The sequence below is a fragment of the Fusobacteria bacterium ZRK30 genome (genome assembly GCA_024628785.1).
Taxonomy (GTDB): Bacteria; Fusobacteriota; Fusobacteriia; order Fusobacteriales; family Fusobacteriaceae; genus Psychrilyobacter.
Window position 1 is genome coordinate 1,729,787 of the sequence record CP102405.1, and the last position, 16,005, is coordinate 1,745,791.

Below are 16,005 nucleotides of genomic sequence, written 5' to 3' on the forward strand. Positions count from 1 at the left end.
AATACTCAAATAATCAGATGAAAATAAAAGTGTATTTATCCGAGTAAAAAAAGAAATCCAGGTAAGAAATCTGTATGATATATAATACCAACTTTTAAAAGAAGTCCTCTAAAATACAGAAATTAATTGTTCTGATTAAAGGAAATTCCCAGCTAACTGTAAATAAGATAACTATATATTTTGTTTTATTATATATGAGGGGGACTATGGTGGAAATACATGATTTAGGATTGACTACCTATGAAAAGGGACAAAAAAAACAAGAAGAAATTTATGAATATGTACTAAATAATAAGAAAATAGACGGAGTTTTAATCTTTTTAGAAGTGGTCCCGGTGATTACCACTGCTTATTCTTCAGAGAAGGAGGAAGTGATATTTTCAGAAGAAACACTAAATGAAAAGGGAATAAAATGTATAAAAGTAAATAGAGGCGGGAAAACAACTCTTCACGGACCGGGGCAGTTGATCTGCTACCCTGTTTTAAATTTGGAAAAATTTGGAAAAGATCTACATAAATACTTACGAAATTTAGAAAAGGTAGTAATTAATATTTTAAAAGAGTTAGATATTGACAGTGGCAGAAAGAATAAATACACAGGGGTCTGGATAGGGGAAGAAAAAATTTGTGCCATGGGTATCCATGTAAAAAAATGGATAACAACCCACGGAATTGCCCTAAACAATGATATTGATCTAAATCTATTTGATTCAATAATTCCTTGTGGGATAAAGGAAGCCGGTGTAACTTCTATTAAAAATTTGAATATAGAAGTAGAAATGAGTGTTTTAAAAGAAAAATTTATAGAAAATTTTATAAAAGTTTTCTATCCTTAAGGAAATAGAGTCTTATAAAAGTATAGATTTAAAATGACATTTAAAAAATTTTATGAGCAAAATATAAAGAACAATTTAGTTTTTATTAAATAAACATCTAATAGGAGGGGGAAATGAATAAACCTGAATGGATTAGTAAAAAATTTTATAAAGATAATGAAATTGAAAAACTTTTAGATAAAAATTTATTAAATTCTGTCTGTGAAGCAGCTAACTGCCCCAACAAATGGGAGTGTTTTAGGAAAAAAACAGCAACATTTATGATTTTAGGAAATAAGTGCACCAGAGGCTGCAGATTTTGTGCTGTAGATAAAGATATTGGAGGAGAGAACCTAAATTCAAATGAACCCATAAAAATAGCAGAAGTAGTAAAGAAGATAGGATTAAAACATGTTGTAATAACTTCTGTGACCAGAGATGATTTAAAAGATCAAGGGGCCGCACATTTTAAGAAAACTATAGAGGAGATAAGGAAAATATCAGATGCTACTATCGAGGTTTTAATCCCTGATTTTAATGGAAAAAAAGAACTAATAGATATAGTTATAGATGCTAAACCAGATGTAATCAATCACAACATAGAAACAGTAGAAAATCTCCATAAAAAGATAAAGCCCATAGGAAGCTATGAAACTTCAATAGAACTCCTTAACTATGTTAAGGAAAGGGATAAAAACATAATAACCAAAAGCGGCATAATGTTAGGGTTTGGAGAGACTATAGATGAATTAGCTGATTCTGTAGAGGATTTAAAGGATATAAGTTGTGACATACTGACAATAGGGCAGTATCTGCGCCCCAGTGAGAAACATATAAAAGTTTCTGAGTATATAACAGATGAAAAATTTATTATGTATAAGAGACTGGCTTTAAAAATCGGTATACCAGTTGTTGAAAGCGGAAGATTTATAAGGAGCTCTTATAATGCCATAGATAGTATAAAAAAATTAATGAATAAGATCAAGGGGGAGTTATGATTTTTGAAAACCACAATCCTTTAGAAGGAAAAGTATTCCAAATATTAGATAAAACCGGAAAAGTAGTAAATGAAAAATATTATAAGGATATAGATAAAGATATGCTCTTGAAAATGTACAGGTGTATGGTTTTATCTAGAATCCAGGATGAATGGGCACTGAAGTTCCAGAGACAGGGGAGAATGTTAACTTTTGCTCCTACACTGGGTCAGGAAGGTTTACAGGTGGCATCTATGGCAGCGTGCAGAGAGGACGATTGGTTAGTTCCTGCTTTTAGAAGTAATGCTGCCTGGTTATATAAGGGATTACCTATGAAAAATATCTTCTTATACTGGTGTGGAAATGAAATGGGAAGCAAAATTCCGGACCATATAAATATGCTGCCTATTGTAGTGCCAATCGGGACTCAGTTTAATCATGCAACTGGAGTTGGAATGTCATTTAGATATACTAAAGAGGATAAAGTAGTAGTAACTTATATAGGAGACGGTGGGACTTCCGAAGGGGAATTTTACGAAGGAATAAATTTTGCAGGAGTAATGAATGCTCCGGTAATATTCATTATCCAGAATAACCAGTTTGCCATAAGTACCAGCGTAAAGTCCCAGACAAAAGCAAAAACCTTGGCTCAAAAAGGAATTGCAGCAGGAATTCCATCTATAAAAGTTGACGGAAATGACATCTTTGCAATGTATTTTGCTACAAAAGAAGCTGTAGAGAATGCAAGATCAGGAAATGGACCAAGTCTGATTGAAGCAGTAACCTACAGGCAGGGCCCCCATACAACGGCAGATGATCCCACTATCTATAGAAGTGAGGAAGAGCATCTAGAGGGGATGTCTAAAGATCCTATTATCAGAACTAAAAACTTTTTGATAGAAAAAGGTATTTTGACTGAAAAAGACGAGGAAAAAATCAGAGAGGAATGTAAAAAAACAGTGTTTGAAGAGTTTGAAAAGGCTGATCAGGAAAATATAACTCCACTGGAAGATATTTTTAAATATACCTATAAAGAGATGACAGAAAATTTAAAGGAACAATATGAGGAAGCTAAAAAACTGGAAGGGGGGAAAAATTAATGGGGGCTTTAAATAATATAGAGGCATTGAATCAGGCTTTGGATCAAATGATGGAAAAAGATGAAAAAATAGTTATCTATGGGGAAGATGCAGGTTTTGAAGGAGGAGTATTCAGGGCAACAAAAGGTCTACAGGCCAAGTATGGAAAGGACAGATGTTTCGACTCCCCTCTGACAGAGGCAGCCATAATAGGAACAGGAATAGGAATGGCAATAAACGGGATGAAACCGGTTTTAGAAATACAGTTTCAAGGGTTTCTATTCCCCGGATTAAACCAACTGTTGGTCCATGGAGCCAGATTTAGGAATAGAAGCAGGGGGAGGTTTACAGTACCAATGGTTGTAAGGATGCCATATGGAGGTGGAATAAGAGCTCTGGAACATCATTCTGAAAGTATAGAAGCAATCTTAGCTCATACACCGGGGTTAAAAGTTGTGATACCATCAAATCCCTATGATACAAAGGGATTGATGATCTCGGCAATTAAAGATCCTGATCCGGTTGTTTTTTTGGAACCAAAGAGGATATATAGAGCTTTTAAACAGGAAGTTCCGGAAGAACTCTATGAAGTTCCTATTGGGAAAGCAAGAATTTTAAAAGAGGGAAATGATATTACTGTAGTCGGATGGGGAGCAATGATCCCGGAGATACAATCAGCAGTAAAGGATTTAGAAGAAGAGGGGATAAGTGTAGAGTTGATTGATTTAAGAACTATTTCCCCAATTGATAAAGAAGCAATAGAAAACTCTGTGAAGAAAACAGGACGATTTTTAGTTGTTCATGAAGCGGTAAAATCATTTGGTGTAGGAGCAGAATTAATTTCAATAGTAAATGAAAAAGCTTTTTTACACTTAGAGTGTCCTCCTACCAGATTAACGGGATATGATATTACAATACCATTGGCAAAGGGAGAGGGATACTTTATGATTAATCCGGAAAAAATTAAATCAAAGGTAAAAGAACTTATAAATTATTAAAAAGGAACGTGACGTTCCATCCAGATGAGTATAATCTAGGGAATATAAACTTTATTTTATTTGAATAATTTTATATCTCCTAGATATTAAAAAGGAAAAAGAGGGGGAGACAATGTTTGAGTTTAAATTTGCTGATATTGGAGAAGGAATCCACCAGGGAAAAGTAATAGATTGTTTTTTTAAGATTGGAGATGCGGTAGAAGAGGGAGACAGTTTATTTTTAGTAGAAACAGACAAAGTAAATGCTGAAATACCTTCACCTGCTAATGGTATAATTACGGCTATTAATTTTGAGGTAAATGATATTATCAATGTAGGTGATGTAGTCGTTGTCATCGATGACAATAATTCTGCTAATCTTATTGAAACGGTAATAGAAGAAAAAAAAGAAGAAGCAGAGGAAGAAAAAGGAGCAAGTGTCGTAGGTGAGGTGACTGTTTCTAATGAATTAATTCCAAGTTTTTCTACAAAAGAAAAAAAAGAGAAGATAATCCGGAAAAAATCTTTAGCAACCCCAGTAGCTAGAAGGATGGCTAAAGATTTAAAGATAGATATAAATGAAGTTAGAGGCAGCGGTTTAAATGGAAGAGTAATGAAAGATGATATCCAAAATTTCCATAACTTAAACAATAAGACAGAAGAGGTTAAAGCAGAAATAACAAAATCAATAGCTTCAGAAAGTTGTGATAATATAAGGGAAGAGATGTCAGAAGTAAGAAAAGCGATCTTTAAAGCTACCAGTATTTCAAAGAAAGAAATACCCCATACTACTCTATTTGATGATATAGACTTAGAAAAATTAGTAAAATTAAAGGAAGAATTATCAGAGGAGACAGGGATTAAATTAACCTATATGCCATTTATAATGAAGGCAGTTTATTTAGGGATAAAGAAATATCCTATATTTAATTCCACGATAGATGGAGAAGAAATAGTTTATAAAAAACAAGTAAATTTAGGAGTAGCAGTGGATACTGACTATGGGCTGGTAGTTCCTGTGTTAAAAGATTTATCCACTTTAAGTATTATTGAAATAAGTGAAAAATTAAAAGATTTAGGTGATAGAGCTAAAAATAAAAAATTATCCATGAAAGATATAACAGGGGGGACATTCACTGTGAGTAATTTTGGAAAATTTGCTAGAGCAGGTACTCCTATAATTAAACATCCGGAAGTGGCTATACTAGGGGTAGGAAGAATTAATAAACAGGCTGTAATAGTCGATTCAGAAATTCAGATAAGATCAATCCTACCAATATCTCTGTCGGTAGATCACCGAATAATAGATGGAGCAGATGGGGGAAGATTCTCTGAAGAAATTAGGTCTTATCTGGAAAATCCAAAGTTATTATTACTTAGTTAGGAGGGAAAATATGTATGACTTAATTGTTCTTGGGGGAGGTCCTGGAGGCTATGTGGCCAGTATAAAAGCAAGTCAGCTGGGAATGAAAGTAGCTATAATAGAAAAAAATAGATACGGAGGAGTTTGTTTAAATGTGGGGTGTATTCCTACTAAAACTATGTTAAAATCATCGAGACTATTTAGTGACATGTTAGAAGCTGAAAAATTTGGAATAGATATAGATGGAAGTTTTAATATAAACTGGGAAAATGTTATAAAAAGAAAAGACAGAGTGGTAAATAAGCTTGTTACAGGAGTAGAGTTCCTACTAAAAAAAAATAAAATAGATATGTTTAATGGAGTGGGAGAGGTCATTGATAAAAATACAGTAGAAGTTAATGGTGAAAAACTAAGATGTAAAAATTTACTTATATGTACAGGATCAAATGCCAGGATCCCTGAAATAGAAGGAACAAAAGAAGCGATAGAAAAAGGTTATCTAATGACAAGTACAGAAATTTTAAGCATTGAAGAGATCCCTGAAAGATTAACAATAATAGGAGGAGGTGTAATAGGAATAGAGTTTGCAATACTCTTTGCGACCTTAGGGACAAAGGTTACCATAATTCAAAGAAGTGGAAGAATTCTCGATCCTCTGGACAAAGACGTAATTCAAGAGATTACAGAGGTTTTGAAGGAAAAAAATGTAGAAATAATCTATAATGCAAATACAAATTATATAGGAAGTAATTATATTAAGTATACTGATGGTGAAAAAATGGTGAAATTAGAAGGTGATAAAGTTTTAGTTTGTATAGGAAGATCACCTAATTTAAAGGGAGTAAAAAATTTAAATTTAAAGATAGAAAGAGGTGCTATTAAAACAAATAATAGGATGGAAACTAGCATAGGTGGAGTTTATGCTGCTGGGGATGTCAATGGAACCATGCAGTTAGCACATGTTGCTTCTCATGAAGGAGTTGTAGCAGTGGAAAATATCTTTGGAGAGGATCAAAAAATAGACTATAAAAAAGCCCCTTATTGTATCTATACATTTCCAGAAGTAGCAGGGGTAGGCCTCACTGAAAGGGAGGCTAAAGAACAATATCCAAATGAAATTAAAATTTCTAAATTCCCTCTATCTGTTAATGGAAAAGCATTAGCTGAAGGGGAGGCTAGGGGCTTTGTAAAAATAATAGCTACTAAAAAATATGATGAAGTAATAGGAGTTCATATTGTTGCAAGCCATGCAACTGATATGATTAGTGAGATAGTTACGACTATGGAATTAGAAGGAACTGCCAAGGAGATAACACGGGCTATCCACCCTCATCCAACTATGTCTGAGGCTGTTGTAGAATCTGCCATGGGAATAGTGGATAAAGCAATTCATATTTAGTTTAAAATTATAAAATGTGTATAACTCATGGGTATGTCCCAAAATAAATATTTGAAAGATCATTAAAAATAAGGGCTTTTAAGCCCTTATTTTTTTAATTTATATCGTTTCATCCTTGGTAATATCTATCCAAACTCCCTCAGTTATCTCGGATAAATATTCTACATCTATCTTTACAGCAGAATTAGGAGAACCTCCTGCCGGATATACCGTGGTAAATTCCTTCAAAGATATATCCAAATATATCTCTAATTTTTTAGGAAGACCAAAGGGGCAGACTCCTCCTATAGGATGACCTGTGACCTTCTCGACTTTTTCACACTTAACAAATTTAGGTTTTTGTTTAAAATAATCTTTGAACTTTCTATTGTCAGTTTTGGCACGGCCCTTAGTCAAAATTAAAATTTCCTTTTCTTTCAATTCAAATGCCAGAGTCTTAGCTATCATATCCGGTTCTACTCCCAGTGCTTTTGCTGCTTTTTCTACAGTAGAAGTATTTTCATTGGTTTCAATAATCTTTAAAGGAAAGTTATTATCTTTAAAATACTGTTTTACACTCTGAACACTCATGATTCCCCCCCTAATTTAATATTAGTTTTCTTTATTTCTCTCTTCTGACTCAAAATCATGTTTAAGCCATTTCATAAAATTATTATTATGCAATATATAAGTTTTTTTAGGATTTTCTTTTAAATATTTACTTTCTTCTGCCTTTGGAACATCTTTTTCATATTGAGAATACATTTCTTCTAATTTTTTTAATAATCCTTTAGATACTCTCATTATCTTCCCCTCCAAATATTTTAATCCTAATACTCTTTATACTACAATCTTGAAAGAAAATCAATTTTTCCTTACTGAAGGGTAACAATTACCTATAATTTTATAAAAAATCCCAAAGGAATAAAAGTTTTATGAACATTTATATAAACAAAAAACCAAGGGTATTTCCCTTGGTTTTTTATTCAATATTTTTTAAATCCGAGCTTCCCACTCTTCCCTCAATACACCATAGCTTACAGAATCGTAATATTTGTTATCCAGAATACGGGCATTTCTATAAGTTGCTTCCTTTTTCATCCCTAATTTTTCTGATAATTTCATCATCCGTTCATTTCCTGACCAAGTTGTAAGACCAAGTCTTACAATCTGAGGATTTTCATTAAACAACTCCGTTATCCATATCTTTAATGCATCATAACCTATTCCTTTCCCCCAATAGTTCTCATTAAAGATAAGAATCCCAAATTCCATCCATAGTGTTTCTTTAGATTTCCAATAAGAGTTAAGTGCCCCAATCAGTTCATCGTTATCTGCATCGACAATCATTTTTCCTGATTTTACATCTTCTTCTCCGTTTAAAAATTTCTTCCTGTAATTTTCAACCTCTTCATTTAAATCTTTTAATGTTAACTTCTCAAAATACGGGCCATTATACTTATGGAACTCCCTCTCTGGCCTGTTTAATTCTAAGTAACTTTCTAAATCTTTTATCTCTAATTTTCTCAATTTAATATTTGTTCTCATGGAACCTCCTAAAAAAATTCACTAATTTCTTAACATACATTAACCTCTTCAATAGATTGATTTACTCCTCCAAAATATATGTTCATAATTATCCCCCTAATTTTTTTGATTCCTTTAATACTATACCATAATTTTTTATTTTGTCCATATATAAGTCCAAACTGATATATACTCAGTAATTGACATTCTAAAAATTTTTCCTCTATGGAATATGTATTATAAATATTTTTAAATATTTAGTCGACAGTGTCATCAAACTTGGTACCTACTAGATCTGCACCAGTTAAATTTACACCACTTAAGTTTGCACCACTTAAATCCGCATCTCTTAGATTAACATTCCTTAAATCAGCATTCCTTAAATTTGCATCTCTTAAATCAGCACTCCTTAAATTTGCATTACTTAAGTCAGAATTACTCAAGTTAGCAAGAACTAATTTTGCACAAGTTAAATTAGTCCCGGTTAAATTAGTATTGCTTAAATCAGCATCAGTTAAATTTACACCATATAAATTTGCACCACGTAAAATATTAGCACTTAATTTAGCACAGCATAAATTTGCATTACGTAAATTTGTATAACTCAGATCAGTATTATTAAAATCAACACCACATAAATTTGCATAGCTTAAATCAGCATATATAAAATGAGTATCAGCTAAATCGATATCACGTAGATCAGCACAAGTTAAGTTCACATTAGTTAAATTTGCATTACGTAAATCAGCATTACGTAAATTAGCATAACTTAAATCAAGATCCCTTAAATTCACATAACTTAAATCGGCATTACGTAAATTCGCTTTCCTTAAATCACCACTTAAATCCTCAGATTGTAACATAAAAACCTCCTTTTTAAATTTCTGTAACCATTAAAAATCTACTGATTATATCTAAAAAATTTTTAATGAGTTTTCAAGTCGGGCATATTTTCCTCTATGGAATTCTTTTTAAATCTATTTCTTATATAATTTTTTTCCATAAACTGCTTCCTCTTTATTTTTTTCATAAAATTAAGAATTAGTATACCATTTTTATTGAAACGTTGAAAGTCTAAATTTTAAAACTTAATGAGTTTAATTAATTTAATCAAAAAAATAAAAAAACAGAATTAAAAAACATTCTGTTTTTTTATAAATTAATACTTCTTTAGATTAAATTCTACCCCTTACTCCTCTCGCATAACTTACTCTATTCTTTTTACATAATGGACAAATCTTCTTATATGGAACTCCATTAGAATCTAATTCCATTTTAAATTCTCTTTTACATTATCAAACATAATATTTTTTCCTTTACCATAATTTCACATCTACAAATAAAAACTACAAAGTATCAGGTATTATTTTTTACAATTTGTTTCTTTTCTAAATTGTTTATTTTTTTCTCTAAATTTTCTAAAATATAAATTAATTCATTAACTCCTTCTTGATCTTTATATTTTTTTAAAATTTGATATTTCAAACGATTAATTAAATCAATATCCACCATCCACCACCTTTTTAATTTTTTATAACTTATTTTTTAGTTGATTAATTTCATTTTTGCTTTTTAAACTTAAAATTATGCAAATAAAAAAGAGGCTATATTATTTTTTAAAATAGCACCTCTCTAAAAAAGTTTGGCAACTGGCTGTCATATCTATAGACTTAGACCCTTTAGTTTTGCGTCATAGGATTTCCCCTACTTTGCCTTTTTCAGAATTATTTTTTCTTAATTATAGTTATATTATCATAACAGTTTATTTTTTTCAACTACACTATACTTAAAACAAATTTAAAATCAATTAAAAAGAAGTGTTAAAAGTAAGGAAATAACCCCTCCAAATACAGAATTTGTATGATTGATCTATTTTTTATTTAGTAATATAAGTGCTTTTGCTCTCAAAAATATCAGTTGATTATTTTTCAATTACTTTTCCATCCTTAAAGGTTGTTTTGAATTCAATCTCGCCGTTTTTATCATATATAATTTGAATCCCATTTCGCTTCCCATTTTTAAAATTAACATCTACTAAAACTTTCCCATCTTTATAGTAACCAGTCCACTCTCCTGTATATGGCGTTTTTTTATTTTTTTCATATGCTATACCATCCTTATACTCTAAGACAACCTTATCTTTAATTAATTCCAATTTTTTCCTATAATCGTTAACATTAAAAGTAAAATTTTGGACTTTAGAGTACTTTCCATAGATAATAACTTTGATTTCTCCATTACTTTTTTTTATAAAATTTTTAATTTTTTTTGCATCATAACTTTTATATTGTGGAAAATCAAAAGCATACATAGAATTTAATCTCATATTTAAAATTTCATTATTTGAATTTTTCATTTTAACGGTAATGTCTTTCATATTGGATTTAACCCTTCTAGAATACCCATATTCATAAGTATTAAAAGATACAAAGTTTGTCCCGACTTTTAGAAACCCTTCTAATTTAGAACCCCTTGTTACAGCATTGGAAAAAGTCCCATTTTCTATACTTGTTACTATTGCGACAGCTCCAGTTTTGTCACCAAATTCATCCACTTGATTAACTGATCTCCATTCTGAGCCAAACATGGCACTGTATAATAAAAACATTGTTAATATAATTTTTTTCATTTCCCCACCTCTTTTTTTAATTTTTTTTCTATAGATTTATTCTGATGGTATTTTTCAATGAAGCAAAAGATTAGATATTACATCTATTTGTAAAGGGTAATATAAAATTGACCCTTTTGAGATAAAAAAGGCAGCTAATTATTGACCCACCCTAATATTACTCTGTACAATCTTTTTAAAGAGATGTACAGGAGGTTTGAGGTGGCAATTCATATGGATACATATAAAAAAATTAGACGACTTCATCTAGTTGAAGGGGTTTCTATTAGAAAAATTTCTAGAGATCTTCATATTTCTAGAAACACTGTTAGAAAGTATATTAATGGAGATACAATTCCTGGAGAAAAAAAGTTTTCTTCTCGAGGAAAACAAGTTATGACTAGAGAAGTCTTAGACTTTATTGAAGCTTGTATTTTTGAAGACAACGAGCATACTCATTCAAAACAGAGGCACACTGCTAATAGGGTTTGGGTTAGACTCAAAGAAGAGGTTGGGTTTCTTGGTTCATATTCTTCTGTTAAGGTTGCATTTAGAGAATTAAAAGGTAAAACAAAAGAGGTTTTTCTACCACTTACCTTTAATCCTGCGGAAGCTATGCAAATTGATTTTGGTTCAGCGCATATCTTTCTCAATGATGAAAAGCAGGAAATAAAATATTTTTGTGCTCGGTTAGCATATAGCGCTCATATCTTTACTAAGGCCTACTTCGCAGAAAGAGAAGAATGTTTTTTAGATGGGATCATCTCTGCTTTTGAATATTTTGGTGGTATTCCTAGAGAAGTTCTCTTTGATAATGCCAGAGTTGCTGTATCAGAAGGCTATGGAAAACATGTAACTAAAATAACTAAAGGGTATGAACTCTCGTTGCTCATTATGCTTTTAAACCTAAATTTTGCAATGTTAGAAGTGGAAATGAAAAAGGTTTGGTTGAAAATTTAGTAGGACTTATCAGAAGAAATACTATGGTTCCTATCCCTAGAGTTAAAAGTTTGAATGAGTTAAATATCAAAATAAAAAAGGCTTGTGATAACTACTTAGAAAATCATAAAGTTGGCGGTGAAAGCTTAAGTGTTAAACAAAAATTCCAGATTGAAGCTAATAACCTTTTAGAGCTTCCTAGCCATTCACTAGATATTTCTAAAAGAGACTATAAAAGAGTCACTAAGTTTTCAACTGTAACTTTTGAAACTAATAAATATTCATTACCCTGTGAATTAGTAGGAACTGAGGTGATTTTAAAAACTGGTCATTCAGAAATACAATTTCTTCATAAAGGTAAAGTTGTTGCAATTCACCAGAGAATATTTAAAAAAAATAAGCATAGTTATCAATTAATTCACTATCTTAAAGCTTTAGAAAGAAAACCGCGAGCTGTATTTAATGCTGATCCAGTTATACAAAATATTCCTAAAGCAATTTTTGAAATGTATCACTCTAAAGGAGATTCAAAACTCTTTTTAGAATATCTAAGAGAAGAAGTCGGTCTTCCTAAAATCAACGACCAAATAGAAGTTCAAAGAAATAATTTAGGTAAATATGATAACTTAATTTCCCAAGAGGTGATCCAATGAGTGTAATTAGTGAAAAAATTAAACTTTTTTCCAAAGCTTTAAAACTATCTAGCTTCAAAGACTATCATGAGGTTCAGCGCCAAGCAATAAATTCAAAACAAGGATATGAAGAATTTCTGCTTACACTATTAGAAAAGGAAGTATTAACTAGACAAGACAATAAACTTTTCAGGTTAAAGCGCGGAGCTAAATTTCCCTTTGAAAAAACGCTAGAAGAGTTTGAAGTTAAACGTCTTAGCTATTTAAAACCTTCAGTAGTAGGCGAACTCTCCAGCTGTGAGTTTATCAAAAAAAAAAGAAAATATAATAATGATAGGGAACCCAGGAACTGGAAAGACACATCTTTCTATAGCTCTAGGACTTAAAGCTTGCAACTGTGGACATAAGGTGTACTTTACTACAGCTGCTAACTTATCAAATAAATTAGTTGAAGCGCAAGAAAATAGTAATTTAGGGAGATTCTTAAGGCAATTAGCAAGATTAGATCTACTCATAATAGATGAGCTTTCCTACCTCTCCTTTAACAAACATCAATCAGAACTCCTATTTCAAGTGATTTCAGAAAGAAGTGAGAGGGGAAGTATTATAATTTCTACTAATTTAGCATTTTCAGAGTGGGAAGAATTCTTCCCTGATACAATGTTAACAACAGCTTTAATAGATCGCGTAACATTTAGAGGACATATTTTAAACATGAATGGTGACTCTTACAGGGTCTCTGCGAAATAGGCAGGGTGGGTCACTTTTTAATTACCCTTAGGTGGGTCAAAAATTAACTGCCACATGGGTCAATTCTTGATTGACATTTACATCTATTATCAAATTTTCTTTTATTTCCTTTTTTTTATAAAAAAGTAACGTGACGTTGCATCCATTTAAACATGATCAAAGTTTAAATGTAGTAATTCATCTAACATTTTTATATTTTCTCTATAATAAAAAAAGGGGAGGTTTAATCCTCTTCTCAAAACCTTAAATTCAAATAATTTTGTTTTGTGATAAATAAAAAAATCAGGTATTTATACCTGATTTTTTCTGTCTAAATATTATTACTTTGAAGATACCATAGAACCTAACGCTTTTCCGCCTAGGATATGAAAGTGCAGGTGAAACACTTCCTGCCCTCCATGGGTATTGCAATTTGTGATTACTCTGTATCCATCCTCTGCGATCTTTAAATCTCTGGTAATTTCCTTTATAGCCTTATACATCTCCATTAGATATTCACAGTCTATCGTTTCAATATCATTTAATGTAGGTATCTCTTTTTTAGGAACTACCAAAACATGAACCGGTGCCTGGGGATTGATATCATTAAAAGCAATCACCTTCTCAGTTTCATATACTATGGATGCCGGAATTTCTCTGTTAATTATTTTTGTAAATAATGTACTCATAAACTCTACCTCCTAAAATATAAATTTTATCTATCCCTCTAATTGATCTATTCTTTTTTGGTGTCTTCCACCTTCAAATTCAGTAGTTAAGAAAACATCTACCATTTCTAAAGCTAAGATATCTCCTACCATTCTTGCTCCCATAGATAATACGTTAGCATCATTATGTTCACGAGTCAGTCTAGCCATTGTTGTGTTTGTGCATAGCGCAGCTCTTACACCTTTTACTTTATTTGCAGCAATAGAAATCCCTATTCCAGTTCCGCAGATTACAATTCCTTTATCAGCTTTTTTTTCAACTACTGCTTCTCCTACTAATCTTCCATATTTAGGGTAATCCACAGAATCTGTAGAGTTACATCCTAGATCTAAAACTTCATGTCCTTTTTCCGTTAAAAAATTAATAACTTTTCCCTTTAATTCAAATCCACCGTGATCGCTGCCAATAGCTATTTTCATTTCTAATACCTTCCTCTTATATTTATTTATAATTATAAAAAATTATCGTCTTATTATATTCTATATGCTTTATTTTTTCTAGGTTTGATTTTATTATTTTTAATTTAAAATTTATATCATTTAATTATCGGACTTTTGTTTGCGAACCATAAAACTATCACAATTAATTAATAAACTGGACATATTTAAATACTGCTATATATAGCTTATCTCTTCTACATTTTCTAAATGATCTATATTAGAAAAATTTTCCATCTTAAATTCACCGTCATTATAACTGATAGTTGTCACACTGGTATTTTGAGGTACCGGGTCTATCCAGAACTTATCCAAACCATGGCCTAATACATAGCCGAATATAACCTTCAATATCATCCCATGGCTGACTACCATGATATCTCCTGCTTTATTTTCCTCTACTAATTTTTCCAGACCTTCTATAGCTCTTTTTTCAACCTCTACAAAAGATTCTCCGGAAAAATCACTGGGGTCATATTTTACAGCATCGGTCCACAAATTCATAAAAGCTTCCGGATGTTTCTCTTTAAATTTTTCTTTTTCCAGACCTTCTACATCTCCAAATCCCATCTCCATAATCTCACAAAGCTCCAGGATCTTTATATCTTTTTCTCCCTTTAAGATTCTGGCAGTGTGAAGTGCTCTCCCCTGGGGACTTGTATATATTTTATTAAAATCAACATATCTCAGTTTTTCGTAGAGAAGTTCTGTCTGCTCCACTCCCTCTTCGGTCAATGGCGAATTAAGATGCCCCTGTAATTTTTTTATAACGTTCCACTCGGTCTGTCCATGTCTAACAAAATGTATTTTTAACATACTTACTCCCTTTTCTATAAATTAATTTCTTATATTATATAAGTTTTTTTTTATTTTGTCACTCTATCTAAAAAAAGCAACGTGACGCTGCATCCAGACAAGCACAATTTAGGTTTTATAGTCTTTTATTTATTCCGTAAATTTTATCTGAAAATCCTGTATTTACTATGATAAACTAATGGTCCTATCACCTTTCTGATATAATTTTCTGGATAATAAAAAATCTTATACTTAAGTAAAAATTACTATGCTGATAAAATTAATTTATAATTCCTTGATATAATAATAAAAATAGAATTTTTTTATAACTTCTCCCCACATTTTGGACAATATTTAAAACTTTTATCTATTCCGGTACCACACTTTGGACAACTGATTTTTTCATAGATAATATCCTCTATATCGTCATATTCTACTTTAGAACTCTCAATTATTTTATTGATTTTTTCTTCTTTGACTTTATATAAACTTCCACAAGACAAACAGTTTATAAAAAATACTTTATCCCAATGATATACAGGAATAAAAAACAAATCAAAACTTTTACTCTGTTGAATTAAAACCGCTTTTCCTTCCATACATCCTGTGCATTTAAACTTTACTTCTTTAAGTATTTTTCTTTTTTGTCCAATTCCAAAAACTCCTATAAAAAACATCTTTCCTCCAACTCATCTATAATTTCCTCTATTATAACTTAAATTATAACGACTTACAAAAATTACCACAGATCCTGCTCTCAGGATTCAAATAAAAATTACCACTTGTACATCTTATCCTTGGCAATGAAGCAGTCCCGAACATATTATAGGTTACAGACAAGAGGGCTTCTGCATATACACATCCTTCTCTCACACACTCATAGTGCTTTTCCAGCTCTATCCTCTCCTCTTCCCTGGGTATCCTAAGCTCTGCCATCTATCTCCTCCTCAATCTGTTATTTATTTATAAAAGTTTTGCACTTTAAAAGCAGTTCTAAAAAAAAGACCCAATATATATTGG

At 31.3% G+C, this 16,005-nt stretch carries 21 protein-coding genes and 1 riboswitch; of the genes, 10 read left to right on the plus strand and 11 right to left on the minus strand.

Features of this window, described 5'->3' with window-relative positions; genetic code table 11:
* Positions 1–209: 209 nt before the first annotated feature.
* The 6 genes from lipB (at position 210) to lpdA (ending at position 6,610) form a co-directional block, all read left to right on the plus strand.
* Entirely contained in the window at positions 210–836 is a 627-nt protein-coding gene (gene lipB, locus NRK67_13445; GenBank protein ID UUV18285.1) for a lipoyl(octanoyl) transferase LipB, read from the plus strand.
* 113 nt (positions 837–949) lie between these two features.
* Positions 950–1,813, plus strand: coding sequence for a lipoyl synthase (gene lipA, locus NRK67_13450; GenBank protein ID UUV18286.1), 864 nt, complete (start codon positions 950–952; stop codon positions 1,811–1,813).
* Positions 1,810–2,892: a pyruvate dehydrogenase (acetyl-transferring) E1 component subunit alpha gene (gene pdhA, locus NRK67_13455; protein UUV18287.1), complete on the plus strand. Its 1,083-nt coding sequence runs from the start codon at positions 1,810–1,812 to the stop codon at positions 2,890–2,892. Before lipA ends, pdhA begins: the two co-directional genes overlap by 4 nt.
* Positions 2,892–3,869, plus strand: coding sequence for an alpha-ketoacid dehydrogenase subunit beta (locus NRK67_13460; protein UUV18288.1), 978 nt, complete (start codon positions 2,892–2,894; stop codon positions 3,867–3,869). The genes pdhA and NRK67_13460 overlap by 1 nt, the downstream gene beginning before the upstream one ends.
* Positions 3,870–3,981: 112 nt before the next feature.
* Complete coding sequence (locus NRK67_13465) at positions 3,982–5,232, plus strand: 2-oxo acid dehydrogenase subunit E2 (protein UUV18289.1); 1,251 nt, start codon at positions 3,982–3,984, stop codon at positions 5,230–5,232.
* Positions 5,233–5,242: 10 nt separating this feature from the next.
* Entirely contained in the window at positions 5,243–6,610 is a 1,368-nt protein-coding gene (gene lpdA, locus NRK67_13470) for a dihydrolipoyl dehydrogenase (protein UUV18290.1), read from the plus strand.
* 99 nt (positions 6,611–6,709) lie between these two features.
* On the opposite strand, the gene NRK67_13475 is transcribed toward lpdA, so the two are convergent.
* The 6 genes from NRK67_13475 to NRK67_13500 all read right to left on the minus strand — a co-directional run bounded on the left by NRK67_13475 (position 6,710) and on the right by NRK67_13500 (position 10,745).
* Positions 6,710–7,180 carry a YbaK/EbsC family protein gene (locus tag NRK67_13475; GenBank protein ID UUV18291.1) on the minus strand — a complete coding sequence of 157 codons (471 nt, stop codon included), beginning with the start codon at positions 7,178–7,180 and terminating at the stop codon, positions 6,710–6,712.
* Between the two features lie 21 nt (positions 7,181–7,201).
* Entirely contained in the window at positions 7,202–7,393 is a 192-nt protein-coding gene (locus NRK67_13480; GenBank protein UUV18292.1) for a hypothetical protein, read from the minus strand.
* A 192-nt stretch (positions 7,394–7,585) separates the two neighbouring features.
* Positions 7,586–8,137, minus strand: coding sequence for a GNAT family N-acetyltransferase (locus NRK67_13485; protein ID UUV18293.1), 552 nt, complete (start codon positions 8,135–8,137; stop codon positions 7,586–7,588).
* A gap of 236 nt (positions 8,138–8,373) precedes the next feature.
* Positions 8,374–8,979, minus strand: a complete 606-nt coding sequence (locus tag NRK67_13490) for a pentapeptide repeat-containing protein (GenBank protein UUV18294.1) — start codon at positions 8,977–8,979, stop codon at positions 8,374–8,376.
* Positions 8,980–9,472: 493 nt separating this feature from the next.
* On the minus strand, positions 9,473–9,625 hold the full coding sequence (locus tag NRK67_13495) for a hypothetical protein (protein ID UUV18295.1): 153 nt from the start codon (positions 9,623–9,625) through the stop codon (positions 9,473–9,475).
* A 132-nt stretch (positions 9,626–9,757) separates the two neighbouring features.
* Positions 9,758–9,840, minus strand: a riboswitch (cyclic di-GMP riboswitch).
* 197 nt (positions 9,841–10,037) lie between these two features.
* A complete protein-coding gene (locus tag NRK67_13500; GenBank protein ID UUV18296.1) occupies positions 10,038–10,745 on the minus strand; it encodes a hypothetical protein in 708 nt (235 codons plus the stop codon).
* Between the two features lie 201 nt (positions 10,746–10,946).
* Here NRK67_13500 and istA point away from each other — a divergent pair, with 201 nt between their 5' ends.
* Genes istA through NRK67_13520 form a run of 4 tightly spaced genes read left to right on the plus strand, consistent with a single transcriptional unit; the run spans position 10,947 to position 13,045 of the window.
* The gene (istA, locus tag NRK67_13505) at positions 10,947–11,684 is read left to right on the plus strand and encodes an IS21 family transposase (GenBank protein UUV18297.1); all 738 of its coding nucleotides are present in this window, start codon (positions 10,947–10,949) and stop codon (positions 11,682–11,684) included.
* Positions 11,669–12,316, plus strand: a complete 648-nt coding sequence (locus NRK67_13510; GenBank protein ID UUV18298.1) for a hypothetical protein — start codon at positions 11,669–11,671, stop codon at positions 12,314–12,316. The genes istA and NRK67_13510 overlap by 16 nt, the downstream gene beginning before the upstream one ends.
* Positions 12,313–12,681: an ATP-binding protein gene (locus NRK67_13515; GenBank protein ID UUV18299.1), complete on the plus strand. Its 369-nt coding sequence runs from the start codon at positions 12,313–12,315 to the stop codon at positions 12,679–12,681. Before NRK67_13510 ends, NRK67_13515 begins: the two co-directional genes overlap by 4 nt.
* Positions 12,626–13,045 (plus strand): ATP-binding protein, encoded by a 420-nt coding sequence (locus tag NRK67_13520; GenBank protein UUV18300.1) that lies wholly within the window; start codon positions 12,626–12,628, stop codon positions 13,043–13,045. The genes NRK67_13515 and NRK67_13520 overlap by 56 nt, the downstream gene beginning before the upstream one ends.
* A gap of 320 nt (positions 13,046–13,365) precedes the next feature.
* Here NRK67_13520 and NRK67_13525 read toward each other — a convergent pair whose 3' ends face one another.
* From NRK67_13525 to NRK67_13545, 5 genes are all read right to left on the minus strand, one after another.
* The gene (locus NRK67_13525) at positions 13,366–13,713 is read right to left on the minus strand and encodes a histidine triad nucleotide-binding protein (GenBank protein UUV18301.1); all 348 of its coding nucleotides are present in this window, start codon (positions 13,711–13,713) and stop codon (positions 13,366–13,368) included.
* A 30-nt stretch (positions 13,714–13,743) separates the two neighbouring features.
* Positions 13,744–14,172: a ribose 5-phosphate isomerase B gene (rpiB, locus tag NRK67_13530; protein ID UUV18302.1), complete on the minus strand. Its 429-nt coding sequence runs from the start codon at positions 14,170–14,172 to the stop codon at positions 13,744–13,746.
* 195 nt (positions 14,173–14,367) lie between these two features.
* The gene (locus NRK67_13535; protein UUV18303.1) at positions 14,368–15,006 is read right to left on the minus strand and encodes a histidine phosphatase family protein; all 639 of its coding nucleotides are present in this window, start codon (positions 15,004–15,006) and stop codon (positions 14,368–14,370) included.
* Between the two features lie 302 nt (positions 15,007–15,308).
* The gene (locus NRK67_13540; protein ID UUV18304.1) at positions 15,309–15,662 is read right to left on the minus strand and encodes a zinc ribbon domain-containing protein; all 354 of its coding nucleotides are present in this window, start codon (positions 15,660–15,662) and stop codon (positions 15,309–15,311) included.
* A gap of 43 nt (positions 15,663–15,705) precedes the next feature.
* Positions 15,706–15,921, minus strand: a complete 216-nt coding sequence (locus tag NRK67_13545; protein ID UUV18305.1) for a hypothetical protein — start codon at positions 15,919–15,921, stop codon at positions 15,706–15,708.
* Positions 15,922–16,005 lie beyond the last annotated feature (84 nt).

Bases quoted from the DNA above. Each gene is read 5' to 3' on its own strand.
- lipA (UUV18286.1), top strand. From the start codon at position 950: ATGAATAAACCTGAATGGATTAGTAAAAAATTTTATAAAGATAATGAA.
- pdhA (UUV18287.1), top strand. From the start codon at position 1,810: ATGATTTTTGAAAACCACAATCCTTTAGAAGGAAAAGTATTCCAAATA.
- NRK67_13460 (UUV18288.1), top strand. From the start codon at position 2,892: ATGGGGGCTTTAAATAATATAGAGGCATTGAATCAGGCTTTGGATCAA.
- NRK67_13465 (UUV18289.1), top strand. From the start codon at position 3,982: ATGTTTGAGTTTAAATTTGCTGATATTGGAGAAGGAATCCACCAGGGA.
- lpdA (UUV18290.1), top strand. From the start codon at position 5,243: ATGTATGACTTAATTGTTCTTGGGGGAGGTCCTGGAGGCTATGTGGCC.
- NRK67_13475 (UUV18291.1), bottom strand. From the start codon at position 7,180: ATGAGTGTTCAGAGTGTAAAACAGTATTTTAAAGATAATAACTTTCCT.
- NRK67_13480 (UUV18292.1), bottom strand. From the start codon at position 7,393: ATGAGAGTATCTAAAGGATTATTAAAAAAATTAGAAGAAATGTATTCT.
- NRK67_13485 (UUV18293.1), bottom strand. From the start codon at position 8,137: ATGAGAACAAATATTAAATTGAGAAAATTAGAGATAAAAGATTTAGAA.
- NRK67_13490 (UUV18294.1), bottom strand. From the start codon at position 8,979: ATGTTACAATCTGAGGATTTAAGTGGTGATTTAAGGAAAGCGAATTTA.
- NRK67_13500 (UUV18296.1), bottom strand. From the start codon at position 10,745: ATGAAAAAAATTATATTAACAATGTTTTTATTATACAGTGCCATGTTT.
- NRK67_13515 (UUV18299.1), top strand. From the start codon at position 12,313: ATGAGTGTAATTAGTGAAAAAATTAAACTTTTTTCCAAAGCTTTAAAA.
- NRK67_13520 (UUV18300.1), top strand. From the start codon at position 12,626: ATGATAGGGAACCCAGGAACTGGAAAGACACATCTTTCTATAGCTCTA.
- NRK67_13525 (UUV18301.1), bottom strand. From the start codon at position 13,713: ATGAGTACATTATTTACAAAAATAATTAACAGAGAAATTCCGGCATCC.
- rpiB (UUV18302.1), bottom strand. From the start codon at position 14,172: ATGAAAATAGCTATTGGCAGCGATCACGGTGGATTTGAATTAAAGGGA.
- NRK67_13535 (UUV18303.1), bottom strand. From the start codon at position 15,006: ATGTTAAAAATACATTTTGTTAGACATGGACAGACCGAGTGGAACGTT.
- NRK67_13540 (UUV18304.1), bottom strand. From the start codon at position 15,662: ATGTTTTTTATAGGAGTTTTTGGAATTGGACAAAAAAGAAAAATACTT.
- NRK67_13545 (UUV18305.1), bottom strand. From the start codon at position 15,921: ATGGCAGAGCTTAGGATACCCAGGGAAGAGGAGAGGATAGAGCTGGAA.